This is a genomic window from Streptomyces sp. NPDC029014, from assembly GCF_055564695.1.
On record NZ_JBVHVT010000031.1, the window covers coordinates 1 to 23,678 of the forward strand.

24 protein-coding genes and 1 pseudogene are annotated in these 23,678 nt (G+C 73.7%); 12 read left to right on the forward strand and 13 right to left on the reverse strand.

The genetic code is table 11. The features are described 5' to 3' along the window. Nucleotides 1-247 precede the first annotated feature (247 nt). Complete coding sequence (locus ACZ4VL_RS18580) at nt 248-772, forward strand: GNAT family N-acetyltransferase (protein WP_468200825.1); 525 nt, start codon at nt 248-250, stop codon at nt 770-772. A 21-nt stretch (nt 773-793) separates the two neighbouring features. Here ACZ4VL_RS18580 and ACZ4VL_RS18585 read toward each other — a convergent pair whose 3' ends face one another. Further along, nucleotides 794-1,474 (reverse strand): uridine kinase family protein, encoded by a 681-nt coding sequence (locus tag ACZ4VL_RS18585; protein WP_361093425.1) that lies wholly within the window; start codon nt 1,472-1,474, stop codon nt 794-796. A gap of 77 nt (nt 1,475-1,551) precedes the next feature. Here ACZ4VL_RS18585 and ACZ4VL_RS18590 point away from each other — a divergent pair, with 77 nt between their 5' ends. After that, nucleotides 1,552-1,908, forward strand: a complete 357-nt coding sequence (locus ACZ4VL_RS18590) for a hypothetical protein (RefSeq protein WP_468200827.1) — start codon at nt 1,552-1,554, stop codon at nt 1,906-1,908. An 82-nt stretch (nt 1,909-1,990) separates the two neighbouring features. On the opposite strand, the gene ACZ4VL_RS18595 is transcribed toward ACZ4VL_RS18590, so the two are convergent. The 3 genes from ACZ4VL_RS18595 to deoC are packed head-to-tail and all read right to left on the reverse strand — an operon-like array spanning nt 1,991 to nt 5,281. Then, nucleotides 1,991-2,887: an aldehyde dehydrogenase family protein gene (locus ACZ4VL_RS18595; protein WP_468200830.1), complete on the reverse strand. Its 897-nt coding sequence runs from the start codon at nt 2,885-2,887 to the stop codon at nt 1,991-1,993. After that, nucleotides 2,880-4,316 carry an aldehyde dehydrogenase family protein gene (locus ACZ4VL_RS18600; RefSeq protein ID WP_468200833.1) on the reverse strand — a complete coding sequence of 479 codons (1,437 nt, stop codon included), beginning with the start codon at nt 4,314-4,316 and terminating at the stop codon, nt 2,880-2,882. Before ACZ4VL_RS18600 ends, ACZ4VL_RS18595 begins: the two co-directional genes overlap by 8 nt. Before the next feature lie 5 nt (nt 4,317-4,321). Continuing rightward, complete coding sequence (gene deoC / locus ACZ4VL_RS18605; RefSeq protein ID WP_361093671.1) at nt 4,322-5,281, reverse strand: deoxyribose-phosphate aldolase; 960 nt, start codon at nt 5,279-5,281, stop codon at nt 4,322-4,324. 295 nt (nt 5,282-5,576) lie between these two features. Here deoC and ACZ4VL_RS18610 point away from each other — a divergent pair, with 295 nt between their 5' ends. The 3 genes from ACZ4VL_RS18610 to ACZ4VL_RS18620 all read left to right on the forward strand — a co-directional run bounded on the left by ACZ4VL_RS18610 (nt 5,577) and on the right by ACZ4VL_RS18620 (nt 8,139). Continuing rightward, entirely contained in the window at nt 5,577-6,638 is a 1,062-nt protein-coding gene (locus tag ACZ4VL_RS18610) for a hypothetical protein (RefSeq protein ID WP_468200835.1), read from the forward strand. Nucleotides 6,639-6,812: 174 nt separating this feature from the next. Further along, nucleotides 6,813-7,505 (forward strand): class F sortase, encoded by a 693-nt coding sequence (locus ACZ4VL_RS18615; RefSeq protein ID WP_468200838.1) that lies wholly within the window; start codon nt 6,813-6,815, stop codon nt 7,503-7,505. Then, nucleotides 7,483-8,139 carry a PH domain-containing protein gene (locus tag ACZ4VL_RS18620; protein ID WP_468200840.1) on the forward strand — a complete coding sequence of 219 codons (657 nt, stop codon included), beginning with the start codon at nt 7,483-7,485 and terminating at the stop codon, nt 8,137-8,139. Before ACZ4VL_RS18615 ends, ACZ4VL_RS18620 begins: the two co-directional genes overlap by 23 nt. Nucleotides 8,140-8,212: 73 nt before the next feature. On the opposite strand, the gene ACZ4VL_RS18625 is transcribed toward ACZ4VL_RS18620, so the two are convergent. Both ACZ4VL_RS18625 and ACZ4VL_RS18630 read right to left on the reverse strand, forming a co-directional pair. Continuing rightward, a complete protein-coding gene (locus ACZ4VL_RS18625) occupies nt 8,213-8,641 on the reverse strand; it encodes a DUF7144 family membrane protein (RefSeq protein WP_468200842.1) in 429 nt (142 codons plus the stop codon). A gap of 172 nt (nt 8,642-8,813) precedes the next feature. After that, nucleotides 8,814-9,953 (reverse strand): calcium-binding protein, encoded by a 1,140-nt coding sequence (locus ACZ4VL_RS18630; protein WP_468200845.1) that lies wholly within the window; start codon nt 9,951-9,953, stop codon nt 8,814-8,816. 178 nt (nt 9,954-10,131) lie between these two features. Here ACZ4VL_RS18630 and ACZ4VL_RS18635 point away from each other — a divergent pair, with 178 nt between their 5' ends. Together ACZ4VL_RS18635 and ACZ4VL_RS18640 are read left to right on the forward strand one after the other, a co-directional pair. After that, nucleotides 10,132-10,719, forward strand: coding sequence for a VanZ family protein (locus ACZ4VL_RS18635; RefSeq protein ID WP_468200848.1), 588 nt, complete (start codon nt 10,132-10,134; stop codon nt 10,717-10,719). 43 nt (nt 10,720-10,762) lie between these two features. Then, nucleotides 10,763-10,963 carry a PspC domain-containing protein gene (locus ACZ4VL_RS18640; protein ID WP_468200850.1) on the forward strand — a complete coding sequence of 67 codons (201 nt, stop codon included), beginning with the start codon at nt 10,763-10,765 and terminating at the stop codon, nt 10,961-10,963. Between the two features lie 18 nt (nt 10,964-10,981). On the opposite strand, the gene ACZ4VL_RS18645 is transcribed toward ACZ4VL_RS18640, so the two are convergent. The 3 genes from ACZ4VL_RS18645 to ACZ4VL_RS18655 all read right to left on the reverse strand — a co-directional run bounded on the left by ACZ4VL_RS18645 (nt 10,982) and on the right by ACZ4VL_RS18655 (nt 13,555). Continuing rightward, entirely contained in the window at nt 10,982-11,749 is a 768-nt protein-coding gene (locus tag ACZ4VL_RS18645; protein ID WP_468200852.1) for a hypothetical protein, read from the reverse strand. A gap of 241 nt (nt 11,750-11,990) precedes the next feature. Further along, nucleotides 11,991-12,266 (reverse strand): hypothetical protein, encoded by a 276-nt coding sequence (locus ACZ4VL_RS18650; RefSeq protein ID WP_468200855.1) that lies wholly within the window; start codon nt 12,264-12,266, stop codon nt 11,991-11,993. Nucleotides 12,267-12,406: 140 nt separating this feature from the next. After that, nucleotides 12,407-13,555: an adenosine deaminase gene (locus tag ACZ4VL_RS18655; protein ID WP_385847578.1), complete on the reverse strand. Its 1,149-nt coding sequence runs from the start codon at nt 13,553-13,555 to the stop codon at nt 12,407-12,409. A 112-nt stretch (nt 13,556-13,667) separates the two neighbouring features. On the opposite strand from ACZ4VL_RS18655, the gene ACZ4VL_RS18660 reads away from it, so the two are divergent. The 3 genes from ACZ4VL_RS18660 to ACZ4VL_RS18670 all read left to right on the forward strand — a co-directional run bounded on the left by ACZ4VL_RS18660 (nt 13,668) and on the right by ACZ4VL_RS18670 (nt 15,678). After that, nucleotides 13,668-14,390, forward strand: coding sequence for an alpha/beta hydrolase (locus ACZ4VL_RS18660; RefSeq protein WP_468200858.1), 723 nt, complete (start codon nt 13,668-13,670; stop codon nt 14,388-14,390). A gap of 94 nt (nt 14,391-14,484) precedes the next feature. Beyond that, nucleotides 14,485-14,853 carry a cupin domain-containing protein gene (locus ACZ4VL_RS18665; protein ID WP_468200860.1) on the forward strand — a complete coding sequence of 123 codons (369 nt, stop codon included), beginning with the start codon at nt 14,485-14,487 and terminating at the stop codon, nt 14,851-14,853. A 237-nt stretch (nt 14,854-15,090) separates the two neighbouring features. Next, entirely contained in the window at nt 15,091-15,678 is a 588-nt protein-coding gene (locus tag ACZ4VL_RS18670) for a helix-turn-helix transcriptional regulator (protein WP_468200863.1), read from the forward strand. Nucleotides 15,679-15,695: 17 nt separating this feature from the next. Here ACZ4VL_RS18670 and ACZ4VL_RS18675 read toward each other — a convergent pair. Then, nucleotides 15,696-16,652, reverse strand: a pseudogene (locus ACZ4VL_RS18675) (LysR family transcriptional regulator); the annotation flags it as partial. Between the two features lie 63 nt (nt 16,653-16,715). Between ACZ4VL_RS18675 and ACZ4VL_RS18680 the strand changes: the two are divergent. Next, nucleotides 16,716-17,987 (forward strand): MFS transporter, encoded by a 1,272-nt coding sequence (locus ACZ4VL_RS18680; protein ID WP_404238542.1) that lies wholly within the window; start codon nt 16,716-16,718, stop codon nt 17,985-17,987. Nucleotides 17,988-18,092: 105 nt separating this feature from the next. Next, a complete protein-coding gene (locus ACZ4VL_RS18685; RefSeq protein ID WP_468200866.1) occupies nt 18,093-19,127 on the forward strand; it encodes a sigma-70 family RNA polymerase sigma factor in 1,035 nt (344 codons plus the stop codon). Here ACZ4VL_RS18685 and ACZ4VL_RS18690 read toward each other — a convergent pair. The 3 genes from ACZ4VL_RS18690 to ACZ4VL_RS18700 form a co-directional block, all read right to left on the reverse strand. Then, nucleotides 19,014-19,391, reverse strand: a complete 378-nt coding sequence (locus ACZ4VL_RS18690; protein WP_468200868.1) for an STAS domain-containing protein — start codon at nt 19,389-19,391, stop codon at nt 19,014-19,016. The genes ACZ4VL_RS18685 and ACZ4VL_RS18690 overlap by 114 nt on opposite strands. A gap of 25 nt (nt 19,392-19,416) precedes the next feature. Further along, nucleotides 19,417-21,810 (reverse strand): WD40/YVTN/BNR-like repeat-containing protein, encoded by a 2,394-nt coding sequence (locus tag ACZ4VL_RS18695; protein ID WP_468200871.1) that lies wholly within the window; start codon nt 21,808-21,810, stop codon nt 19,417-19,419. Nucleotides 21,811-22,329: 519 nt separating this feature from the next. Next, on the reverse strand, nt 22,330-23,607 hold the full coding sequence (locus ACZ4VL_RS18700) for a thymidine phosphorylase (RefSeq protein WP_468200873.1): 1,278 nt from the start codon (nt 23,605-23,607) through the stop codon (nt 22,330-22,332). Nucleotides 23,608-23,678 lie beyond the last annotated feature (71 nt).

Below are 23,678 nucleotides of genomic sequence, written 5' to 3' on the forward strand. Positions count from 1 at the left end.
GTGAGGCACGGGAATCTCCAAGAGGCCAGCAAGGGGCCGGTTGGGGGGGGGGCTTTCCTGGGGGGTGGGGATGGGGACCGGGGGGGGAAACGCGCGGGATCAGTCGGTCGGGGGTCCGACTGATCCCGCGCTCCTTTTTTTGTCGGGGGCGGGTTGTGTCAGGGGCGGGCCGATCCGGCGCCGCCCCTCATTTCAATGGCTCCGTTATTCCAGTGGTCCCGTTCGGCCGGCTCCGGACAATGGGTCCATGCGCATCCGAGCCGTGCACCCGAGCGAACTGGCCGTCCTCCAGGACATCGAGAGGGCCGCGGGGCAGTGCTTCCGGTCCGTCGGCATGCCGGAGATCGCCGACGACGAGCCGCTCCCGCTCGACGAGCTCGCGCGCTACCAGCGGGCCGGGCTGGCCTGGGTCGCGGTCACCGACGCCGACGCCGACGCCGACGCCGGCACTCCAGTCGCCTACCTGATCGCCGACCGGGTCGACGGCAACCTCCACGTCGAACAGGTCTCGGTGCACCCGGACAGCGCACGGCGCGGCATCGGCCGGGCCCTGCTGGACCGGCTGTCGGAGCACGCCGTCCGCGAGGGGGCGCCCGCCCTGACCCTCACCACGTTCACCGAGGTCCCGTGGAACGCCCCCTACTACGCGCGCTGCGGCTTCCGGCTCGTGGACGACGGCGCGCTCACCCCCGGCCTGCGGCGGATCCGCGAGCGCGAGGCGGCGCACGGCCTGGACCGGTGGCCGCGGAGCTGCATGCGCCGGGCGGTGTGACGCCGTGGCGCCGTGACGCCGTCAGACGGCGGCGGCGCTCGGCGAGCGGTGCCGGCCGGCGGCCGCGGCCGCCAGGCGGCCCAGGGCCTCGTCGCGGGCGCAGGGGTGGGCACCGAGGGCCACGTGCCGGGCGACGATGCCCCGCTCGGCCCGCATCAGGCGCAGGCCCCGGCGCAGCAGGAACAGCACCGACTTGCGGCCCTCGCGCAGATCGCGCAGCAGGCGGCGGCGGAACGTGGTGGACGGGCGGCCGCGCAGGCAGATCGCGTCGGCGAGCAGCCCGAGCTCCTGGCAGCGGGCCGCGATGTCGGCCGCGAAGATCCCCTCGGCGATGAAGAGCGGGGTCCGGGAGATGCCGAAGGCCTCCGTGCCGGTCCGGGACGAGGTGGCGATGTCGTAGACGGGGACCTCGGTACGGCCGGTGCGGCACAGCTGCGCGATGGCTTCGACGGCGACGTCGGCGTCCCACGAGAGCGGGGAGTCCCAGTCGATGTCGGAGCTGCCCTCGACCAGGGGGAGGGACGGGTCGTCGCCCTCCTTGTAGAAGTCGTCCAGCCGCAGCACCGGGAGACCGGAGCGGGCGGCGAGCGAGGACTTTCCGGAACCTGAAGGTCCGGTCAACAGGACGACACGCGTAGGCAAAGGAGAGGAGGCGCTCACGGAACACCAGTCTGACGCATTCCCCCGCGCGTGGGATGCCATCTGGCACACGTTGGTATCGAGGATCACACCTCCACTACGCTGCGTGCACACCCGAACACGACCACAGGCGGGATCTCATGGCACGTCACGCAGCCCCCGGCACCTCCCCGGCCCTGCGCCTGCGCTCCGCGGGCCTCACGGTCTCGATGGCCAGTGCGGCCCTCGCGATGGCCGCGGGCGGCGCCCAGGCGGGCGAACTGTCGGTTCCGGCGGCGGTCGCCGGGGTCGTCGACCCGCTCGCGAACCTGAAGGTGAACCCGCTGGCCCACACGGGCGTGGACCCGCTGGACAACGGCATCGCCACGAAGGTGGCGGACTTCCCGTCGGTCGGCACCGGCATGGTCACCGGCACCCTCACCCAGGGCCCCTCGGTCGCCGAACTCCCCGAGGCGGCCGTCGGCTCCCTCCTCGGCCCCCTGACCGGCGGCAAGTAAACCGGACGGCAGAGAACGACCCCGGCAGCACGGGGGTTGCTGCCGGGGTCGGTTCATGGGGGCTCGGCCCTCGGGGGCTGCCTCAGTAGGACGAGCCGGAGGCGCCGAGCGAGCCCGTCGGGTGCCAGACCGTCTTGGTCTCCAGGAACGCCGTCATGCGCGCCGTGCCCTGGTCGCCGGTCCAGTCGCCCACAGGCTGTGGACGCAGGACGCGCTTCAGGTTGTCGGCGGCGGCGATCTCCAGCTCCTTGGCGAGGGCCGCGTCGGCGCCCGCCAGGTCGATCGCGTTGACGTCCTGGTGGGCCGCGAGGTGCGGGCCCATCTCGGAGGCCTTGCCGGACAGGATGTTGACGACGCCGCCCGGCAGGTCGGAGGTGGCCAGCACCTCGCCCAGGGACAGGGCCGGCAGCGGGGCCTTCTCGCTGGCGATGACGACCGCGGTGTTGCCGGTCGCGATCACCGGGGCGATCACGGAGACCAGGCCCAGGAAGGACGAGTCCTGCGGGGCCACGACCGTGACGACACCGGTCGGCTCCGGGGTGGACAGGTTGAAGTACGGGCCCGCAACCGGGTTGGCCCCGCCGACGACCTGGGCGATCTTGTCGGTCCAGCCCGCGTACCAGACCCAGCGGTCGATGGCCGCGTCCACGACCGCGGCGGCCTTGGACTTGGACAGGCCCTCGGCCTCGCCGACCTCGCGGACGAACTGCTCGCGGCGGCCCTCCAGCATCTCGGCGATGCGGTAGAGGATCTGGCCGCGGTTGTAGGCGGTCGCGCCGGACCAGCCGCTGAAGGCCTTGCGGGCGGCGACGACCGCGTCACGGGCGTCCTTGCGGGAGGACAGCGGGGCATTGGCCAGCCAGTTGCCCTTGGAGTCCGTCACTTCGTACACCCGGCCGCTCTCGGAGCGGGGGAACTTGCCCCCGACGTACAGCTTGTAGGTCTTGAAGACGTTCAGACGCGCGGTCGACTCAGACATCGAGGTAAGCCTCCAGGCCGTGGCGACCGCCCTCGCGGCCGAAGCCCGACTCCTTGTAGCCGCCGAAGGGCGAGGTCGGGTCGAACTTGTTGAACGTGTTGGCCCAGACGACACCGGCGCGGAGCTTGTTCGCGACCGCGAGGATGCGCGAGCCCTTCTCCGTCCAGATGCCGGCGGACAGGCCGTACTGGCTGTTGTTGGCCTTGGCGACGGCCTCGTCCGGCGTGCGGAAGCTCAGCACGGAAAGCACCGGGCCGAAGATCTCGTCGCGGGCGATGGTGTGCGCCTGGCTGACGTTCGTGAAGAGCGTCGGGGCGAACCAGTAGCCGGAGGACGGCAGCTCGCAGGCCGGGGACCAACGCTCGGCACCCTCGGCCTCACCGGTGTCCGCGAGGGCGGTGATCCGGGCCAGCTGCTCGGCGGAGTTGATCGCGCCGATGTCGGTGTTCTTGTCGAGCGGGTCGCCGAGGCGCAGGGTGCTCAGGCGGCGCTTGAGCGAGTCCAGCAGCTCGTCGTGGATCGACTCCTGGACCAGCAGGCGGGAGCCGGCGCAGCAGACCTGGCCCTGGTTGAAGAAGATGCCGCCGACGATGCCCTCGACGGCCTGGTCGATGGGGGCGTCGTCGAAGACGATGTTGGCGCCCTTGCCGCCCAGCTCCAGGGTGAGCTTCTTGTCGGTGCCGGCGACCTGGCGGGCGATGGCCTTGCCGACCGCGGTGGAACCGGTGAACGCGACCTTGTTGACGTCCGCGTGCCCGACGAGGGCCGCGCCGGTGTCCCCGTAGCCGGGGAGGATGTTGACGACGCCCTTGGGCAGGCCCGCCTGGCGGCAGATGTCCGCGAAGAACAGGGCGGACAGCGGGGTCGTCTCGGCGGGCTTGAGGACCACCGTGTTACCGGCGGCCAGCGCCGGAGCGATCTTCCACGCCAGCATCAGCAGCGGGAAGTTCCACGGGATGACCTGGCCGGCGACGCCCAGCGGGCGCGGGTTCGCACCGTAGCCGGCGTGGTCGAGCTTGTCGGCCCAGCCCGCGTAGTAGAAGAAGTGCGCGGCGACCAGCGGGAGGTCCGCGTCGCGGGTCTCCTTGATCGGCTTGCCGTTGTCCAGGGTCTCCAGGACGGCCAGCTCGCGGCTGCGCTCCTGGATGATCCGGGCGATGCGGAAGAGGTACTTGGCGCGCTCGGAGCCCGGCAGCGCGGACCACTTCTCGAAGGCCCTGCGGGCGGCCTTGACGGCGCGGTCGACGTCCGCGGCGCCCGCCTGGGCGACCTCGGCGAGGACCTCCTCGGTGGACGGCGAGACGGTCTTGAAGACCTTGCCGTCGGCGGCGTCGGTGAACTCACCGTCGATGAAGAGCCCGTAGGAGGGGGCGATGTCGACGACCGAGCGGGACTCGGGAGCCGGTGCGTACTCGAATGCAGATGCCATGGTGATCAGTCCACCGTCACGTAGTCGGGACCGGAGTAACGGCCGGTGTTCAGCTTCTGGCGCTGCATCAACAGGTCGTTGAGCAGGCTGGAGGCGCCGAAGCGGAACCACTCGTTGGTCAGCCAGGCCTCGCCCGCGGTCTCGTTGACCAGGACCAGGAACTTGATGGCGTCCTTCGTGGTCCGGATACCGCCCGCCGGCTTCACGCCGATCTGGATGCCGGTCTGCGCCTTGAAGTCACGGACGGCTTCGAGCATGAGCAGGGTGTTGGCGGGGGTGGCGTTGACGCCGACCTTGCCGGTGGAGGTCTTGATGAAGTCGGCGCCCGCGAGCATGCCGATCCAGGAGGCGCGGCGGATGTTGTCGTACGTCGACAGCTCGCCGGTCTCGAAGATGACCTTGAGGCGGGCGGCGGTGCCGTCCGGCCGGACGCAGGCCTCCTTGACGGCCTTGATCAGCTCGTACGTCTCCAGGTAGCGGCCGGCGAGGAAGGCGCCACGGTCGATGACCATGTCGATCTCGTCGGCGCCGGCGGCGACGGCGTCACGGGTGTCCGCGAGCTTGACCGGCAGCGCGGCGCGACCGGCCGGGAAGGCGGTGGCGACGGACGCGACCTTCACGTCGGCGCCGTTCAGGCCGGCCTTGGCGGTGGCCACCATGTCCGGGTAGACGCAGACCGCGGCGGTCATGGGCGTCGTACGGTCGGTGGGGTCGGGGTTGACGGCCTTGGCTGCGAGCGACCGGACCTTGCCCGGGGTGTCGGCACCCTCGAGCGTGGTCAGGTCGATCATCGAGATGGCCAGGTCGATGGCGTACGCCTTGGCCGAGGTCTTGATCGAACGGGTACCGAGGGCGGCCGCGCGGGCCTCCAGGCCGACGGCGTCCACGCCGGGCAGCCCGTGCAGGAACCGGCGCAGCGCACTGTCGGACGTCGTCACGTCGGCGAATGCGGGGATGGTGGGCATGGTCACCACATGAGCATATCTACGCGCGTAGCTTCCTGTCACCCCCTCGCGGTGCACATTTGTGCGGGGGTGGGCCCATCCGGGCGCGGGGCCGCGCGGGACACCGGCGGGTAACAAGCGGAATCCGCTGGTCAGGGCCGTTACAGGGCCATGACAGGAACCGCACGCTCCGGGTGAACAAGATCCGTAGATTTTTCTTCAGCAGCCCGCCAGACCTCACCGGATGAAAGCCCGACAGAGAAAACGCGGCATGCGACTCTCCCACCTATCCACGACAGAGCATTCTGGAGTCGTTATGCGTACCGCCCTCCGTACCTCGATCGTCACCGCCGCCCTCGCCGGGGCGCTGCTGGCACCCGCCGCCACGACCGCGTTCGCCGCGCCGGCCGTGCAGGGCCTGACGACTTCGGTGTACGGGACCGTCTCGGACAACGACCGCTACGCGGGCGAGCCGGTCTACATCGGCGCGGGTCTGGTCGCGGTGCTGCGCAACGGGCCCGAGGGCCCCGAGGCCTGGATCCGCGCCGTGGGCGAGCAGTGGAAGCCGGGCGACGCCTACATGGTCCGCGTCCTGACGACGCTGGACCGCTCCCACACCGGCGACACGATCAACGGGCTCAGCCTGAAGCTCACCAAGCTCGACACCTCCGCCCCGGTGCTGACGGTCACCACGGACGGCGCCACCAAGTCCTTCCCGCTGCCGAAGGCCGAGTCCGTGAAGACCCCGCAGAACCCGGTCAAGCCGGCCCCGGAGAAGCCGAAGTCGCCGGAGGCCCCGAAGACCCCGAAGACCCCGGCCACGACGGTCAAGGACCGCTTCGACGGCGAGATCGTGCTCGTCGGCAAGGGCCGGATCGCGGTGCTGCGCAACGACGCCGAGGGCCCCGAGGTCTGGATCCGCGCCGTCGCCGACGACTGGAAGCCGGCCGACGGCCGGGCGGGCCGCGTCCTGGCGACGCTGACCCTCTCCTCCCCCCACGCGGTGGTCGACGGCACCGACTACAAGCTCGCCAAGACGGACGACGGCCGCTACGGCCTCACCGTCCGCGTGCAGGGCGAGGGCGCCGCGGACTTCTACCTGCTGCCGGAGACCACGCGCTCCACCAAGACCGTCGCCACGACCACGGTCGCCGTGAAGTCGGTCGCCGACACGAAGCCGGCCGCCGACGTGAAGCCGCAGACGGTCGCCCAGACGGTGGTCGTGCCGCAGGGCTCGGTCGCCGCGGGCGCCGAGATCGCCGCCGAGGACACGGACGACAGCACCACCCTGGCTGCCGGCGGGGGCCTGGTCGCGATCCTCGCCGGTCTCGGGGCTGCCTGGGCCGCCCGCGGCCGCGCCGCCCGCAACCGCGCCTGACCCACCCCGCCGGCCACCCCGCCGGCACCACCCGCACCACCGCACGATCGGCACTACCCGCACCACCCGCACCACCGCATGTCCCGGCCCTCCTCAGGCCACACCGCACCACCCACACCCCAGCCGGCGGGCCGCCCCAGTGGCGGCCCGCCGGTCCCGTTTCCGGAGCACCCCATGGCCCACCGCACACGCCCGCCGCTCGCCGCCGCCCTCCTCGGACCGGCCGCCCTGCTCTGCCTGGCCGCGCTGACCGGCTGCGCCGGCGCCCCGGCCGGACCGGCCACGCCCCCGCCGCACGTCACGGCGGCGTCGGCGGCGCCCCCGGCCTCCGCCGGCGGCGACGCCCCGGCCGGGCCCGCGGCCGCCCTGCCCGCCTCCGAGCCCGTACGGGTGCGGGTGCCGGCGGCCGGCGTGGACACGGGACCGCTGCTCAGGCTGGGCCTGGCCGCCGACGGCACGGTCGAGGTGCCCTCCGTGGAGCAGGCGGACCGGATCGGCTGGTACACCAAGGGCGTCACGCCCGGGGAGACCGGCCCGGCCGTGCTGATCGGGCACTTCGACACCGCACGCGGCCCGGCCGTCCTGCGCGACGTGTCGCGGATCCGCACCGGCGACGAGATCACGGTGGACCGGGCGGACGGCACCGCCGCCGTCTTCCGCGTCCGGGAACTGGAACAGGTCGACAAGAAGCACTTCCCGACCACCAAGGTCTACGGGAACACCGCCGGCCCCGAACTGCGGCTCATCACCTGCGGCGGTGAGCTCACAGACGGCCACCGCCCCGACAACATCATCCTGTACGCCGACCTCGTGGGCCCCGGCGCCGTGAGGCAGAATCGGGCGCATGAGCAGCCAGCAGCCCGATGACGAGCCGGTCTACGACGACCGGGTCTACCGCTCCCCCATGGCCGTGGTCACGGGGCTCCTGCTGCTGGCCCTGATCGTGTGGCTGTGCGGGGACGCCCTGGTGCGCGGGTCGGACGACGCCCGCTGGGTCGCCGTGGCGATCGCCCTGTTCGCCGTACCGCTGACGGTGGCGTTCACGATCCGCCCGGCCGTCTTCGCCAACGAGAACCGGATGCGGGTGCGCAACCCCTTCCGGGTCATCGAGCTGCCCTGGGCCGCCGTGGACGCGGTCCGTGCCGGGTACTCCGCCGAGGTGCTGGCCGAGGGGGCGAAGTACCAGCTGTGGTCGGTGCCCGTCTCGCTGCGGGAGCGGAAGAAGGCGAACCGGCAGCAGCTCAGCCGTCGCGGCGGGCTCACCGGCAAGGGCCTGGGCGCGGACCACAAGGGCGCCGCCGGTTCGAACGGCGCCGCGGCGCCCGCCGAACCGCAGCGGGCGCACGCGGACCAGGTGGTCGACGAGCTGCGCGAACTGGCCGAGCGCGGTGCCTCGCGGGCCGGGGCGCAGGGCGGTGTGCGCGTGCGCTGGTCGTACGAGGTCATCGCGCCGGCCGTGGTGGGAGCGGTGCTCCTGATCGTGCTGCTCGCCGTCCGCTAGACCGTCCGGGCCGTCACCGTTCGGACCGTCACCGTCCCGATTCGTACGCGGTCGGCTTGCGCTCGGCTGCGGCTCACCAGCGCGCGGGCTCCTTGTCGGTGCACAGGGCCCAGATGATGAACACGGCCACGGCGATGACGACGAGCGACCACAGCGGCTGGTAGGGCAGCCAGAGGAAGTGGACGATCACCGACAGCGAGGCGAGGACGATACCGGCGATCCGCGCCCAGTTCGCACCCTTGAGCAGGAAGATGCCGACGATCAGGACCACGATGCCCAGGATCAGGTGGATCCAGCCCCAGCCGGACAGGCTGAACTTGTAGACGTAGTCGCCGATCCGGGTGTAGAAGATGTCGTCCCTCGCGATGGCGGAAATGCCTTCGATGATCGCGAAGACACCGTTGATCACCATCAGGACACCGGCGAGCATCGTGCCGCCGGACGCCCAGGGATGCGTGGCGCCGGGTTTTCCGGCGGGTGCGGGCGTGGGAGTGGTTGTCATCGCGCCACCTCGCCTCTCGCTCGAATGGGTGGGGGCCATTCGAGCGTGCGGGCGTTGCGGCCCCCCGGCGAGCGGCATTGCGCCGAACGGGTGACGGTCCGTCCCCGCCGCCCCGCCCGCCCGGACCTGCGCGGGGACTCCGGGAGGGCCGCGGGTCGCCGGGCCGCCCGGTTCAGATCTCGCAGGCCAGTTGCACGTTCGTGGCGCTCTCCCCGTCGCAGTCGTCCGTGTCCGCGCCGCCGTTGAGGGTGTCGTTGGCGGGTCCGCCGCGCAGGAAGTCGTCGCCGGCGCCGCCGGTGAGGAAGTCCATGCCGCCCGCGGTGCCGACGGAGTCGTTGGTGAACCGGGCGTCGGCGTTGTCGCCGATGATGCGGTCGTTCCCGCCGCGGCCGTCGATCACGTCGTGGCCCGCTGTCGCGCCGGCGGGGTCGCCGAGGCCGCTGTCCCCGGCGAGGACGACCTCGCCCGCCCTGCCGCCGAGGATGCGGTCGTTGCCGGAGCCGACGGCGGTGCCGGAGTAGGTCTGGTGGTCGCCCCAGGCGCCGAAGCCGCCGTCCTCGCCGAGGTCGATGACGTCGTCCCCGCCGCTGCCGCTGACGTTCCCCAGGATCGAGCTGCTGTCACCGGTGGCGAGGCCGTTGTCCCCGGGGCCCTCCAGCAGGACGTCGTCGCCGGCGCCGGCCGCGTCGTGGAACCCGGCCGAGTCGCCGGTGAGGTTGTCGCTGTCCCGGCCGCCTTCGAGGCGGTCGTCGGCGCCGCCGGTGGCCCGGTCGCCGACGCTGTCGCCGGTCAGGGAGTCCTCGCCGTCCCCGCCGAACAGCAGGTCGGCGGAGGCGCCGTTCGCGGTGCCCTGGACGGCGTAGTGGTCGCCGATCAGGGAGTCGCCCGCGGCCCCGCCGACCAGGCGGTCGCGTCCGGTGGGGCCGGTGGCGTCGCCGGTCCAGGCCATGTCGTCGCCGACCAGCAGGTCGACGCCGGCCCCGCCGTCCAGCTGGTCGTCGCCGGCGCCGCCCGCGATCTGGTCGTCCCCGCTCCCGCCGATCAGTACGTCGTCGCCGCCCAGACCGCAGATCTTGTCGTGGCCGCCCCGGCCGTCGATGACGTCGCGGCCCTCCGTGCCGATGAGCACGTCGTCCCCCGGGGTGCCGACGGTGCCCGTCGCGACCGCGTTGAAGCAGGTCGGCTCCGCGGCGTGCGCCGGGACCGCGCCGAACCCGGTCAGGGCGGCGGCCAGGGCGTGGGCGCCGGCCAGGGCGGCGATCCGCCGGACGGGCCGGGCGCGGCCCCTTCCGGCCCTGCGGTGTCCGAACATGGCTGCCTTCCTCCACTGCATCCGGTGTGCGTCGTCCCGCTCACTGTGCGTGATGACGGCCGGGCGGCGGGAAGGCTCGTCCACAACCCCGGTGTTTTCATCCGATCGGATTCTCATCAGCCCCCACCGTCCGGGGCATTTCGGAACCGAAGCCACCGCCCGCTGCGTCCTCGCCGGTGTGCAGCGTCATGAGGTCGGCCCCCGCGCCGCCACCGCCATACACCTGCGGCTCCGGCTCCTCGGCGGGGGCCTGCTGGTCGCTCATCTGCTCCTCGTCGGCTGGCTCACCCTCCGCCCCCTGGACGTGCCCTGGGCGGCTGCCCCGAACCTGACCCCCTTCGAGGGGATCCGGGCCGATCTCGCGCTCGGGCCGCTGGAGGCAGCCCGCCGGATCGGCGAGGGCCTGGCGCTGCTCGCCCCGCTCGGCGTCCTGCTGCCCCTGGCCGGCGGGAGCCTGGCGCCGTCGCCGCTGGCCGCGTGGTCCTCGCTGGCGCGGACGGCCGCCGCGGGCGCGCTGGTGTCGATCGGCATCGAGATGCTGCAGAGTGCGGTCCCGGGCCGGGTGCCCGACGTGGACTCGGTGCTGCTGAACACCCTCGGCGTGGTGCTGGCGCACGCGGTCGTCGTACCGGCGCTGCGGGCCCGGCTGCGCCGCTCGCAGCGGGCGCGCGCTTCCCGACCGACTCAGGGGTCCACCCCGAGAATTACCAGGGTCGGGCTGGGACCCTGGACCGACGTTCTGTCAGCGGTGCCGCGGGAGTATTGAGGCATCGCGGGAAACCCCCGCGAAATGCGACAGAGGAGACCCCATGAGCGCCCTTACGCGCCCCCGTGACGGCCGTTGGATCGGCGGCGTCTGCGCCGGCCTGGCGCGCCGCTTCGGAATTTCCGCGAACACGATGCGGCTGATATTCGTCGTCTCGTGCCTGCTGCCCGGCCCGCAGTTCCTGATCTACCTGGCGCTGTGGCTGCTGCTGCCGAACGAGAAGTCCTCGTCCGCCGCCTGGTGACCCTCCGCCGGCCCGCCGTCAGGTGGCGCGGCGGACCTTCTCCAGCTGCTTGTCCGCCACCTCGTGCGGCACCTGGGCCTGCTGCCCTGCGCCGGTCACGTTGAGGGCCATCAGCCGCACCACGGTGTCGCCCTGGCGCACGACGACGACGTGGACCTGGGCCGAGACGCCCTGGGCGGAGGCGGTCGTGGTCCAACTGACGGTGTCGTCGCCGGCGGTCCGGTAGTCGGCCGCGCGCACGTCCCGGTAGCTGCCGCTCTGCTTGTCGACGGTGGCCGTGAAGCCCGTACCGCAGGCGGCGACCGCGTCTTCGAGGCGGGTGATCAGGGCCTTCGCGTCGCGTTCGGCGTAGGAGCTGACGGAGGCGGAGACGGCGAGGCCGACCTGCTTCTGCGAGCCGATGCCGCGGTTGACGGTCTCGCGCGCCGCCGGGTCCGGCTCGTCGCCCATGATGTCGGCCAGCGGCTGACAGGTCTTCCGGTCGGCCTGGGGCTGGCCGTCGGGGGCGTTCGGGTTCTTGCCCTGCGCCGAGACCTGGTAGCCGGGCAGGTCGCCCTGTTCGAGGGCGGAGCGCTCCAGCCTGGTCCCCCCGGTCTTCGCCGGGGCGGCGGCACCGGACGGGGGGCCTGCGTCCGGAGAGCCGCCGGGTGTCGTCCCGGCCGGGGCGGAGTCCTTCTGGTCCGGGGCCTTCCCGCCCGCAGGGGCGCCCGCACCGCATCCGACAGCCCCCAGCAGGAGGGCGGGCAGCAGGGCGGCGGCGGCCGCTCCGACCGTGCTTCGGGGCATCAGGCGCATGACCGGTGACCTCTCCCCCGGCTACCGCCGGGTGGTACCCCCGCCCGTCCGTCGACGGGCGGTTGGCGGGGATCCTGGCACACCGCGCCGCGGGGCGCACACCCGGTCGAACCGGCATGCGCCCTGCGTGCGCGCGTACGAATCGGCGCGGATCCCGGGTGGATCCGGTGCGGAACCAGGTGCGGATCCGGCTGCGGGTGCGGGTGCGGATCCGGCGGGGATCCGGCGGGGATCAGCCTCCGCCGAGGGCGCCGACCGGCAGGCCGCCGACCAGGGGGCCGACGGTGTCGGTCAGCTGGGTGACCGCGGCGCCGGGGTCGCTGGCGTCCTGGCCCTTGGGGCTCACGTGCTGCTGGCTGGTGAGGCCCTGGAGCGCGCCGGTCGCGGTGCCCAGCGCGTCGGTGACGCCGATGGCGGGGACGGCGGCCGAGGCGGTACCGGCCGCGACGGCGGCGAAGGCGGCACCGAGGGCGGCGACACCGAGGGTCTTGGCAGCTGACTGCTTCATGGAGGTTGGTCCTTGGGACTGGGGAATCGGGCGGCTCCGCAAACTAGCCACTGGAAACCGCGGCCCGCAAACATCCTCAAATATGAGAAAGCGCCCGGGAATTGTTCCTCCCGGACGCTTTCCTTCGGTCAGGCCGTGGCCTAGGCCGAAACAGAACCGCTGGTCGAAGCGGTCTGCCGGAACAGCCATTCCGACTTCAGCTCGGCGTAGCCGGGCTTGATCACGTCGTTGATCATGGCCAGTCGTTCATCGAAAGGAATGAACGCGGACTTCATGGCATTGACGGTGAACCACTGCATGTCGTCGAGCGAGTAGCCGAAGGTGTCGACCAGGTGCTCGAACTCGCGGCTCATGCTGGTGCCGCTCATCAGCCGGTTGTCGGTGTTGACCGTCAGCCGGAAGTGCAGCTTGCGCAGCAGGCCGATCGGGTGCTCGGCGTACGAGGCGGCCGCGGCGGTCTGCAGGTTCGACGTCGGGCACATCTCCAGGGGGATGCGCTTGTCACGGACGTACGAGGCCAGCCGGCCCAGCTTGACGGAACCGTCCTCGGCGACCTCGATGTCGTCGATGATCTTCACGCCGTGGCCGAGGCGGTCCGCGCCGCACCACTGCAGCGCCTGCCAGATCGACGGCAGGCCGAAGGCCTCGCCCGCGTGGATCGTGAAGTGGTTGTTCTCGCGCTTGAGGTACTCGAACGCGTCGAGGTGGCGGGTGGGAGGGAAACCTGCCTCGGCGCCGGCGATGTCGAAGCCGACGACGCCGTTGTCGCGGTAGCGGTTGGCCAGCTCCGCGATCTCCAGCGCGCGGGCGGCGTGGCGCATCGCGGTGAGCAGCGCGCCCACGCGGATGCGGTGGCCGCTCTCCCGCGCCCGGCGCTCGCCCTCGCGGAAGCCCTCGTTCACGGCCTCGACGACCTCTTCGAGGGTCAGGCCGGCCTCCAGGTGCTGCTCCGGCGCGTAGCGGACCTCCGCGTAGACGACGCCGTCCTCCGCGAGGTCCTCGGCGCACTCGGCGGCGACCCGGAAGAGCGCCTCCTTCGTCTGCATGACGGCGCAGGTGTGCGCGAACGTCTCCAGGTAGCGGGGCAGGGAACCGGAGTCGGCGGCGTCCCGGAACCACACGCCCAGCTTGTCGGCGTCGGTCTCGGGGAGCTTGTCGTAGCCGACCGCGCGGGCCAGCTCGATGATGGTGCCGGGACGCAGGCCGCCGTCGAGGTGGTCGTGCAGCAGCACCTTCGGGGCGCGGCGGATCTGTTCCGGGGTGGGCAGTTCGGTGGTCTGGCTCGTCATCTGCGCACTCTAGCGCCTACGCGCGTAGAGCTGGGTCACGGCGCAGGTCCGATATCCAACAGAGACCGTACGGACGGGTCGCGTACACCTGTCAGTCTGAGACTGTTCCGCCATGTCTCATGATGCGCCTCCGGCGCGCGGGGCCCGCCTGGGGCGGGCGGCCGGCGCGAACGACTCGGTCTCGACGGTCAGCGGTGTGGTGCTCCTGCTCCCCGGGGCGACCCGGTGGCCCCCCGGTCCGGTGCGGCCGCTCGCCCGGGCCCTGGCCCGCGCGGGCCGGGCGGAAGGGCTGGTCACGCACACCGTGGCGTACGGCGGGGACGGCAGCCGGGAGGGCGACGCCCGGTGGGCGGCGGACGAGGCGGTCCGCCGCTACGGGGACGTGCCCCTCTGCCTCGCCGGCCACGCGGCGGGCGGCCGGGCGGCGCTGCTCGCCGCGGGCCACGGGGCCGTCAACTCCGTTCTGGCGCTCGCGCCTTCGCTGGACGAGGCGGCGGGACCGGACACACCTGAACCGGTGAAGCAGCTGTCCGGCCGGCAGGTGCTGATCGTGCACGGGACGAACGACGCGCGCAGCGCCCCTGAAGCATCGTTCCGCCTCGCGGCGCGGGCGAAGAAGGCGAACCGGACGACGTGCCGGTTCGAGGTCCACTCCGACGGCCACCGGTTACGGGACCACCAGGCGGAAGTCGTGGCGCTGTCCGTGGACTTCGTCCTCGGGGCCCTGTTCACGGGCCGGTACTCGCGACCGGTGACCGATGCCCTGGCGGCCCCGCCGCCGCTGGGCCTGCGGATGCCGCTCGCCGCCGGGTTCGGCCGCTCGCTGCGGGGTTGAGCCGCTCGCTGCGGGGTTGAGGAGGGCCACCGGCGTTAAAGTGAGAAATGGACTCGGGGCCCACCTCCGCAACCCCTTCGGGAGGCGATGGGGCATGACCATGGTGCGCAGGAACTTCGACGAGGCCGACGAGACGCGTCCCTTCGAGGACGGCAAGGGCCGGCTGGACCTGATCCAGACCGACGGCGGGCCCGTGGGCCGCGCCGTGTTCGAGCCGGGCTGGCGCTGGTCCGAGCACATCAAGCCGATCGCCGGCACCGACAGCTGTCAGTCCGCGCACACGGGGTACGTCATCAGCGGCCGCATGCACGTCGTCATGGACGACGGGGAGAGCAGCGACTACGGCCCCGGCGACTTCATGCAGCTGTCGCCCGGCCACGACGCCTGGGTCCTGGGCGACGAGCCGTGCGTGGCCGTCGACTGGACCGGCTACGGCGACTACGCGAAGCCCTCCGGCGGCTAGCGCCCGTCCTCCGGAGGCGGGCGCGCCGGTCCGCCGGTGCCCTCCGCTCCGCCCCCGTGCGGCCGGATGGCACGGCGGGGTCCGGCGCACCCATCACCGCGCGCGCGTCCGCACAGCGGACGGCCCGATGTTCCACTGTGCCGGTCTCGGCCCGCGGGCGGCCGGGGCGATCACCGAGCTGGCCGCCGCCCACCTGCTCCAGCAGGCCCCGGCGGCGACCCGGACCGGTGGAGCGCCGTGGCCCCGCGGGCGGCGGCGTCCCGGGCCGCGGCGCCGCTGGCCCTGCTCGTCCGGGACGCCCACGACGAGGTGGACCGGCCGCGCGGCCGCCTGGATGCGCTGGTGCCGGCGTACGAGGCAGAGGCCGCGCAGCGCGACCGCAGCGGGCCGGGGCGGCAGGAGCTGGAGACGGTCACCGACCTGGGGGCGGTGCGCGCGCTGGTCCCGGAGCACACAGGGCTGATGACGGTGCCGGACCGCGCGGGGGCGGCGCTGGTGGTGCGGGGGCCCGGCGTCGTGCACTTCATGGCCTCGGCCTTCGAGCGCTGCTGGCTGAAGGCGGACCGGTTCCCGGCGACGGTGAGCCGGGAGGCGGCCCGCTCGCTCTCGGACCAGCTGCGGCAGACGATCGTGCGGCTGCTGTCGGAGGGGCTGGAGGACAGGGCGATCGCGCGCCGTCCGGGCATGTCCGAGCGGACCTGCCAGCGCCACATCGCGGAGATCATGCGGGCGGTCGGCGCCAAGTCCCGCTTCCAGGCGGGCTACCTGCTCTCCGCGGTTCCGCTGTCGGGCGCGGCGGCCGCTTCGGAGGCCGGCGCGTCCTGAACCGGGCCGTGGTGGGTCTCCGGGATCAGCCGGCCCCGCCGGGACAGCAGGAACCGCTTGAACTGGGCCACCGGCGGGGTGTCGGGGTGGCCGTCGAGCCAGGCGACCCCGATCTCGCGGACCGCCCGCGGGGCCGTCACCGTCAGCTCGACCACACCGGGGCGCGGCACCGCCGGCGGCGGCAGCAGGGCCACGCCGAGACCGGCCGCGACCAGCCCGCGCAGCGTCTCGGCCTCCTCGCCCTCGAAGGCGACCCGGGGGGTGAACCCGGCCTCGGCGCACAGGTCGTCGGTGATGCGGCGCAGCCCGTAGCCGGGTTCCAGGGTGACGAAGGTTTCCTCGGCGGCCTCGGCGAGGCGGATCCGCTTGCGGGTCGCGAGGCGGTGGTCGTCGGGGACGACCAGGCGCAGCCGCTGCTCGTCCAGCCGGCGGGCCACCAGGTCGGGGGCGACCGGGAGGGGCGAGGTCAGGCAGAGGTCGAGCTCGCCGGCCCGCAGCCGCTCCAGCATCGCCTCGCCGTAGTTCTGGACGAGGGAGAAGCGGACGCCGGGGTGGTCGGCGCGGAAGGCGCGGATCAGGCCGGGTACGGTCTCGGGGCCGAGGGTGTGCAGGAATCCGAACGCCACCTTGCCGTAGGCGGAGTCGGCGTCGTGCTGGACCGATCCGGCGGCCCGGGCGATCTCGGCGAGCGCCTTCTCGGCCGCGCCGAGGAAGGTCCGGCCGGCGGTGGTGAGCGCGACGGTACGGCCCGTACGGGCGAACAGCGCGACGCCCAGGTCCTGTTCGAGCCGGACCATGGCCCGCGACAGGGTGGACTGCGGAACGCCCAGCTCGTGGGCGGCGCGGGTGACGTGCTCGTGCCGGGCGACCGCGGCGAAGTACGCCAGCCGCGGGGCCAGCAAAGCTGTCACAGCGGTGTCTTCTTCGTAACGGTTCATTGACAAGCGCCCCTCTGAGCTGTGCTGATGCACCAGAGGATCGATTATCGCGATTTCGTGCATTGGACGCATGAAACGGGGCGGGTCTACGGTCGAGACATGCCTCCCGTTCATACCGGGGCACCCGTCATCCCGGGTGCCTCCACCCCGTCGTCCCCGCAGGAACCCCGGGCCCACGCCCCCGGCCGCCCCGGCTACCGCCGGATGAGCCTCGCGCTCTTCGCCGCCGGTCTCGCGACGTTCGCCCTCCTCTACTCCACGCAGGCCCTGCTGCCCGCCGTCTCCGAAGGCTTCGGCGTGACGGCCGGCCAGGCCAGCTGGACCGTCTCCGCGGCCACCGGTGCGCTCGCCCTGTTCGTACTGCCGCTCAGCGCGCTCTCCGAGCGCTTCGGCCGGACCCGGATGATGACGGTGTCCATGGCGGTCGCCGTCGGCATCGGGCTCCTCGTGCCGTTCGCGCCGAACCTGGAGTGGCTGGTGGCGCTGCGCGCCGTGCAGGGTGCGGCGATCGCCGGCATCCCCGCCTCCGCGATGGCGTACCTGGCGGAGGAGGTGCAGCCGAAGGCACTGGTGGGAGCGATCGGCCTGTTCGTGGCGGGCAACTCCATCGGCGGCATGAGCGGCCGCCTCGTCACCGGCTGGGCGGCCCAGGCCTGGGGCTGGCGGGCCGGCCTGCTCGCCGTCGGCGCGATGGCGCTGGCCTGCGCGGTCGCCTTCTGGGTGCTGCTGCCGCGGGCACGGTTCTTCCGCCCGGCCTCGCTGGACCCGCGCGCGGTGGGCGCCGCCGTCGCCGGACACCTGCGCAATCCGCTGCTACTGCGCCTGTACGGGATCGGCGCCCTGTTCATGACCGTCTTCGGCGCCGTCTACACCGTCATCGGCTACCGGCTGGTCGACGAGTTCTCCCTCGGCCAGGGCGCGATCGGCTCGATCTTCCTGATCTACCTGGTCGGTACGGTCTCCTCCGCCGCCGCGGGCCAGCTCGTGGCCCGCATGGGGCGGCGCGGCGCCCTGTACCTGGCGGTGGCCACCACCGCCCTCGGGCTGCTGCTCTCGCTGGCCGACTCGGTGGCCGCGATCGTCGCCGGGCTCGTCCTGATCACCGCGGGCTTCTTCGCGGGCCACGCGGTGGCCTCCGCCGCGGTCAGCCGGACCGCCGTGTCGGGCCGCGCGCAGGCCTCCGCGCTGTACCAGTCCGCGTACTATCTCGGCTCCAGCGCGGGCGGCACGCTGGGCGCGCTCGCCTACCACTCCGGGGGCTGGGCGGCCACGGCCGCGATCGCGCTGCTGGCGGTGCTGGGCGTCGTGTCGATCACCCTGTACGGCTCGCACGCGGCCCGGGCGGAGCGGCGGCTGCTGGCGGCCCGCTGAAGCGGGAACGGCCCGGTGGCGCCGGGCGGTTCCGCGCCGGGCTGCGGCTGTCGGACCCCTCCGGTAGGTTCCGTTGCACGGGGACCGACCAGGGGAGCGACACAGATGACGGACACCGCCGGCCTCGCCGCCAGCCGCGCCGCCGACGCCGACGCGGGACTGGACGCGGCGCTCGACCGCTACCGCGTGGAGCTCACCGGCTACTGCTACCGCATGCTCGGCTCCTCCTTCGACGCCGAGGACGCGGTGCAGGACACGTACGTCCGCGCCTGGCGCGCCTACGGGAAGTTCGAGGGGCGGTCCTCGCTGCGCTCCTGGCTGTACCGCATCGCCACCAACGTCTGCATGGACCTGCTGAGCGCCGGCAACAAGCGGGCCCGCCCCATGGACCTCGGCGCCCCGCAGCACCAGGCCTCCGCCGTGCTGAACGAACGGCCCGAGGTGACCTGGCTGGAGCCCGTCCCGGACGGACGGGTGCTGCCGCAGACCGCCGACCCGGCGGAGGCGGCGCTGGCGAAGGAGTCGGTGCGCCTCGCGTTCGTCGCGGCGCTGCAGCACCTGCCGCCGAAGCAGCGGGCCGTGCTGATCCTGCGCGAGGTGCTGGCCTGGAAGGCCGACGAGGTGGCGACCCTGCTGGACACCACCACCGCCTCGGTGAACAGCGCCCTGCAGCGCGCCCGGGCCACGCTGGCCGCCCGCCCGGCCCGCGACAGCCAGCCCGCCGACCCGCTCGACGCGGAGCAGGCGAAGCTGCTGGAGCAGTACGTGTCCGCCTTCGAGGCGTACGACATCTCCCGGCTGACCGCACTGCTCCACGAGGACGCGGTGCTGTCCATGCCGCCGTTCGACCTGTGGCTGCAGGGTCATGCGGACATCGCCGCGTGGCACCTGAACCAGGGCATCGGCTGCAAGGGCTCCCGCCTGGTCCCCACCACGGCCAACGGCCTGCCCGCCTTCGGCCAGTACCGGCCGCGGCAGGACGGCCGGCCGGGCCACGTCCCGTGGGCGCTGCAGGTGCTGGAGGTCTCAGGCGGGCGGATCACCGGGCTCAACGCCTTCCTGGACACCGACCGCTGGTTCCCCCTCTTCGGCCTCCCCGAGGAGCTCGGCGAGTCCCACGAGGCCGAGCAGGGCGCGTAGCCCGGGCCCCGCGCCGGTCACCGTCAGGCCGCGGTCCCAGCGGCGGGCGGTCAGCCGCAGCCGGGCCAGGGTCTCGACGGCGGCCAGTGCGGGCGGGCCGGGGAGGACCGCGAGGTCGCACTCCACGGAGCCGGCCCCGGCCCCGTACAGCTCCGCCAGGCGCAGGCACGCCGCGTCCGCCCCGCCCGCCGCGACATCGGCGCCGGTCAACTCCAGGATCCGGTTCGTCATACCGGTCCGACCGGTCGGGACGGCGGAACTCATCGGTGCGGGGGCAGGCTTCGACGGTTCACCCGTCGACAGGGCCGTCGACGGGGCCGTCGACGGGGATCTCCCACACGCCGCGGTTGCGGGTTCCGGCGCGCAGCAGCCGGGCGTTCGGGTGCAGGACGATGTCGCCGACCAGGGCGTTGGGCAGCCGGTCGGCGAAGGGCTCCCAGCCGGCCCCGGCGTCGACGGACCGGTAGACGCCCAGGTCCGCGGCGACCCAGAGCCGGTCATGGTCGAGCGGGTCGACCTCGACGGCGTTGAGCGGCAGCGGCGGCAACCCGGCGGAGCGGTCGTCCCAGGTGGCGCCGCCGTCGGCGGAGTGCCAGATGCGGCCGCCGCCGATGGTGCTGTGCGTGATCCAGATCCGGTCGGTGTCGGCGGGGTCGACGTGGATGTCGCTGATCCAGGCGTCGGCGCGGGGCGTCGCCAGCGCGGTGAGCGGGCTCCAGGCGCCGCCCTGCCAGCGGGTCCGGTACAACCGGCCCCGGGTGGTGCCGACCAGGACCTCGTCGGCGTGCGGGACGTACATGGCGCTGCCCACGCCCGGGGCGGGGAACGGCAGCCGCTTCCAACTGCCCGCGTCGTCCCGGGAGACGTACAGGGCCCCGCCGCCGAAGGCGACGGTCCGCCCGGCGGTGGCGCTGGTCTCCAGGGGCGGGTAGAACAACGCGGCCTCCCCGGCCGGCACCGGGGGCGACACCCCGGTCCAGGTGCCGAAGTCGCCGCGGCTGCGGGAGCGTTCCAGGTTCATGTCGTAGAAGGTGTGGAAGACGGTGCGCGGGTCGTCGCGGTTGACGGCGCAGTCGCCGCCGTCGCCGTCCTGGACGTGGGTCCAGCTCGGGGAGCCCGTCCAGCGGTTGGTGCCGTTGTCCTGGGTGCCGCCGAGCAGCCAGGTGTCGGAGGCGTGGTCCTGCGCGAGGTACTCGAACTCGCCGATGACGAGGCCGTGGTTGAGGTCCTCCCAGTGCACGCCGCGGTCGGGGCTGCGGAACAGGCCGCCGTCGTTGCCCACGTACACCACACCGGGGGCGCCGGGTTCAAAGGCGATGGCGTGCTGGTCGGGGTGGATGGAGTCGCCGCCGGTCTCCCGGCTGGAGACGTCCTGCCAGCTCCAGGTCGTCCCGGTGCGGTCGCCCCGGTAGATGTCGATGGCGCCGAGGTAGACCTGGTCCGCGCGGTCGGGGGAGACGCCGAGGAACCAGTCGTACCAGGCCTGCCCGGTGGCCAGGCCGGGTGGCACCGGGATCCGCTTCCAGGCCGTCCCGCCGGACCTGCGCCACAGCCGGGCCACGTGGTCGGCGTCGGCCGCCCAGGCGTACGCGACGCCGGGGTCGGACGGGGCGACGGCCGCGGCGAACCGCGCGTACGGGAAGGAGCCCGGGGTGGGCAGGGAGACGGGGAGCCAGACGGCCCCGCCGTCGTCCGAACGGAACATCCCGTCCGAACGGGCCGCCAGGGCCTCGCCGTTCGCGGACACCGCGACCGACCAGGTGGCGCCGGCCCGGCGCAGGGTCCAGCTCGCGCCGCCGTCGGCGGAGCCGTACAGGCCGGCGGTGGTCCCGGCGAGGACGGTACCCGGGCGGGTGGGGTCGAAGGCCAGGTCGTAGAAGCCCTGGCCGGTGAACGGGTCGGTGCACAGCGGCGCCCAGGTCGTGCCGCCGTCGGTGGAGCGGATGACCCCGGTGCCCAGCCAGGACCAGGCGTTGCCCTCGCCCGTGCCGGCGAGCACGGTGCCCGGGGCGGCGGGGTCGAAGGCGAGGGCACCGGTGGTGAGGGTGGCCGCGTCGTCGGTGCGGGGCGCCCAGGAGGCGCCGCGGTCGGTGCTCTCCCAGATGCCGCCGCCCGCGGCCCCGGCCAGCAGGTGCGCGCCGTTGGCCGGGTCGACAGCGATCGCGGAGATCCGGCCGGAGACGTTGACCCGGCTCAGCCCGTACGTCTGCCCGCCCGGCACGGTCCAGGGGCCCAGGGAGCGCCAGACCGGGCCGGGGGCGCGGGGCGGTGCGGCCAGCCGTTCGGCCGTCTCCCGGTACACGACGGCGAGGGACTCCGCGTCCGCGGCGCCCGCCCGGACGCGCTCGGCGGCCTCCCGGGGCGGCGGGGCCCCCTCCTCCCGGCCGTCCTCCGCGACGGGCGGGCGCGGGGCCCGGTCCCGGGCGGGCGGCCGGACCTCGGGCGGCCCCACGGCCTCGGTGATCAGCTCCTGGCGGCGGCTCCCGCCGAGTCCGGGCACGGCCCTGTCGACCGCGGCGGCGGCCTGCCGGCCGCGGCCCGTGCGTTCGAGTTCCTGCACCAGCCGGGTCAGCGCCTTGCCGCCGGGCGGGCGGGGCCGCCGGGCGCGGGTGCCGCGCCCGCCAGGGGCGCCGTCTTGCGTGCCGTCGGGTCCGCGGTCGTCGGGAGCGGTCGGATCCTGCATCGCTGCACCTCTTTCGGCCTCTCGGCCCCTTCCGGGGCGGGCGCCGCCGCCGTCGCGGGGGGCGCGGTGCTCGGCCGTGACCGGGATGCGGCGGGCGCGGGGGTGCCGGGTCCTGCTGCGGGGTCTTGCGCGGGCTCGGGGGCACGGGCTCGGGGGCACGGGCCGGGAGGCCGAGGGCGCCGCGGGGGTCCGGCCGGGTCCGGCCCGGGCCCGCGGGCGCCTTCCGCGTCCCGGACCCGGGCCGGGTCCCGGCCCTCACCCCGGTCCCGGTCCCCTGCCGTCCGCGGGTGCTCCGGCGGGCCCGGGGGGCTCCGCCGGCGGCTCCCGGGCGGCGGAGGACTCCTCCGGCCGCCGCGCGGCCCGGCCGCCCCTCCTGCCCGGTGCGGGACCGTCGGCCGGCTCCGGGGACCGTCCCTCGATCACACCTCAGGCTACGTCCGGGGTACCGCCCCCGCATGCGGGAACGCCGGCCCCGGTGGACGGGGCCGGCGTTCCGGCGGGGCGTGCGGACCGACCGGATCAGGCGATGCGGTCCAGGACGATCGGGTTCGCGGTGAACGCCGTGCCCGCCGGGGCGATGTCGTACGAGCCCTCCAGCGAGGCCAGGGCGTAGTCGAACTTCTCCGGGGTGTCCGTGTGCAGCGTCATCAGCGGCTGACCGGCGACGACCTGCTCGCCCGGCTTCGCGTGCAGCTCGATGCCGGCACCGGCCTGCACCGGGTCCTCCTTGCGGGCGCGGCCGGCGCCCAGGCGCCAGGCGCCGACGCCCACCGCGTACGCGTCCAGGCGGGTCAGCACGCCCGACTCGGGCGCGGTGACCACGTGCTGCTCGCGGGCGACCGGCAGGGTCGCGTCCGGGTCGCCGCCCTGCGCCTGGATCATGCGGCGCCACACGTCCATGGCGGAGCCGTCGGCCAGGGCCTTGGCCGGGTCGGCGTCCTTGATGCCGGCGGCGTCCAGCATCTCCTTCGCCAGGGCGATGGTCAGCTCGACCACGTCGGCCGGGCCGCCGCCGGCCAGGACCTCGACGGACTCGCGGACCTCCAGCGCGTTGCCGGCGGTCAGGCCGAGCGGAGTGGACATGTCGGTGAGCAGGGCGATGGTCTTCACGCCGCTGTCGGTGCCCAGCGCCACCATGGTGGAGGCGAGCTCGCGGGCGTCCTCGATGTTCTTCATGAAGGCGCCGGAGCCGACCTTCACGTCGAGGACGAGGGAGCCGGTGCCCTCCGCGATCTTCTTGGACATGATGGAGGAGGCGATCAGCGGGATGGCCTCGACGGTGCCCGTCACGTCGCGCAGCGCGTACAGCTTCTTGTCGGCGGGGGCGAGGCCGTCGCCGGCCGCGCAGATGACCGCGCCGGTGGTGTCCAGGACGTTCAGCATCTCCTCGTTGGAGAGCAGCGCGCGCCAGCCGGGGATGGACTCCAGCTTGTCGAGGGTGCCGCCGGTGTGGCCGAGGCCGCGGCCGGACAGCTGCGGCACGGCCGCGCCGCAGGCGGCGACGAGCGGGGCCAGCGGGAGGGTGATCTTGTCGCCGACGCCGCCGGTGGAGTGCTTGTCGGCGGTCGGGCGGGAGAGGGAGTCGAAGTTCATCCGCTCGCCGGAGGCGATCATCGCGGCGGTCCAGCGGGCGATCTCGGACCGGTTCATGCCGTTGAGCAGGATGGCCATGGCCAGCGCCGACATCTGCTCGTCGGCGACGACGCCGCGGGTGTACGCGTCGATGACCCAGTCGATCTGCTCCGGGCTCAGCTCGCCGCGGTCACGCTTCGTACGGATGACGGAGATGACGTCCATGTGGTGCTTCCTTCTACGCGCATAGAGGGTGGTGCGGGGGTCCGCTGGAGTACGGAAGTGCGACGGCCCCT

Coding starts and splice junctions, on each gene's coding strand:
- ACZ4VL_RS18580 (WP_468200825.1), top strand. CDS start 248: ATGCGCATCCGAGCCGTGCACCCGAGCGAACTGGCCGTCCTCCAGGAC.
- ACZ4VL_RS18615 (WP_468200838.1), top strand. CDS start 6,813: ATGGCCCACCGCACACGCCCGCCGCTCGCCGCCGCCCTCCTCGGACCG.
- ACZ4VL_RS18620 (WP_468200840.1), top strand. CDS start 7,483: ATGAGCAGCCAGCAGCCCGATGACGAGCCGGTCTACGACGACCGGGTC.
- ACZ4VL_RS18700 (WP_468200873.1), bottom strand. CDS start 23,607: ATGGACGTCATCTCCGTCATCCGTACGAAGCGTGACCGCGGCGAGCTG.
- ACZ4VL_RS18665 (WP_468200860.1), top strand. CDS start 14,485: ATGACCATGGTGCGCAGGAACTTCGACGAGGCCGACGAGACGCGTCCC.
- ACZ4VL_RS18625 (WP_468200842.1), bottom strand. CDS start 8,641: ATGACAACCACTCCCACGCCCGCACCCGCCGGAAAACCCGGCGCCACG.
- ACZ4VL_RS18610 (WP_468200835.1), top strand. CDS start 5,577: ATGCGTACCGCCCTCCGTACCTCGATCGTCACCGCCGCCCTCGCCGGG.
- ACZ4VL_RS18690 (WP_468200868.1), bottom strand. CDS start 19,391: ATGAGTTCCGCCGTCCCGACCGGTCGGACCGGTATGACGAACCGGATC.
- ACZ4VL_RS18590 (WP_468200827.1), top strand. CDS start 1,552: ATGGCACGTCACGCAGCCCCCGGCACCTCCCCGGCCCTGCGCCTGCGC.
- ACZ4VL_RS18685 (WP_468200866.1), top strand. CDS start 18,093: ATGACGGACACCGCCGGCCTCGCCGCCAGCCGCGCCGCCGACGCCGAC.
- deoC (WP_361093671.1), bottom strand. CDS start 5,281: ATGCCCACCATCCCCGCATTCGCCGACGTGACGACGTCCGACAGTGCG.
- ACZ4VL_RS18650 (WP_468200855.1), bottom strand. CDS start 12,266: ATGAAGCAGTCAGCTGCCAAGACCCTCGGTGTCGCCGCCCTCGGTGCC.
- ACZ4VL_RS18585 (WP_361093425.1), bottom strand. CDS start 1,474: ATGGCATCCCACGCGCGGGGGAATGCGTCAGACTGGTGTTCCGTGAGC.
- ACZ4VL_RS18600 (WP_468200833.1), bottom strand. CDS start 4,316: ATGGCATCTGCATTCGAGTACGCACCGGCTCCCGAGTCCCGCTCGGTC.
- ACZ4VL_RS18640 (WP_468200850.1), top strand. CDS start 10,763: ATGAGCGCCCTTACGCGCCCCCGTGACGGCCGTTGGATCGGCGGCGTC.
- ACZ4VL_RS18695 (WP_468200871.1), bottom strand. CDS start 21,810: ATGCAGGATCCGACCGCTCCCGACGACCGCGGACCCGACGGCACGCAA.
- ACZ4VL_RS18680 (WP_404238542.1), top strand. CDS start 16,716: ATGCCTCCCGTTCATACCGGGGCACCCGTCATCCCGGGTGCCTCCACC.
- ACZ4VL_RS18655 (WP_385847578.1), bottom strand. CDS start 13,555: ATGACGAGCCAGACCACCGAACTGCCCACCCCGGAACAGATCCGCCGC.
- ACZ4VL_RS18595 (WP_468200830.1), bottom strand. CDS start 2,887: ATGTCTGAGTCGACCGCGCGTCTGAACGTCTTCAAGACCTACAAGCTG.
- ACZ4VL_RS18645 (WP_468200852.1), bottom strand. CDS start 11,749: ATGCCCCGAAGCACGGTCGGAGCGGCCGCCGCCGCCCTGCTGCCCGCC.
- ACZ4VL_RS18660 (WP_468200858.1), top strand. CDS start 13,668: ATGTCTCATGATGCGCCTCCGGCGCGCGGGGCCCGCCTGGGGCGGGCG.
- ACZ4VL_RS18630 (WP_468200845.1), bottom strand. CDS start 9,953: ATGTTCGGACACCGCAGGGCCGGAAGGGGCCGCGCCCGGCCCGTCCGG.